General features: G+C 34.1%; 1 pseudogene. It reads left to right on the top strand.

Annotation, left to right across the window (positions count from 1 at the left end):
* Positions 1-331: pseudogene (locus GQR38_RS20280) on the top strand (2-succinylbenzoate-CoA ligase); the annotation flags it as partial.

Here is a 331-nt window from a genome sequence, read left to right as displayed (position 1 = left end):
CTCAAAGTATTACCTTATCGACAAGTAAAAATAATAAATGATGAAGTCTATTGTCGTGGAAAAACACGGTGTATAGGGTATTTTGAAAATAAGAAAATACGCCTTATTGCCCCAGAAGAATGGCTAAATATCAAAGATATAGGTTGTATCGTAAATGGTCACTTGCACATATTAGGTCGTAAAGATAGGCAATTTATAAGTGGTGGAGAGAATATCATTCCAGAAGAAATTGAACGTGTTTGTCTGCAACACAGCACAGTAGAAAAAGTGTATATATGTCCGATTAACGATCAACAATATGGACAAAGAGTGGTTGCTTTTGTGGATTTTT

The sequence above is a fragment of the Pseudoalteromonas sp. c7(2019) genome (assembly GCF_011378625.1).
GTDB lineage: Bacteria > Pseudomonadota > Gammaproteobacteria > Enterobacterales > Alteromonadaceae > Pseudoalteromonas > Pseudoalteromonas arctica.
This window is presented reverse-complemented; position numbering and strand designations above follow the sequence as displayed.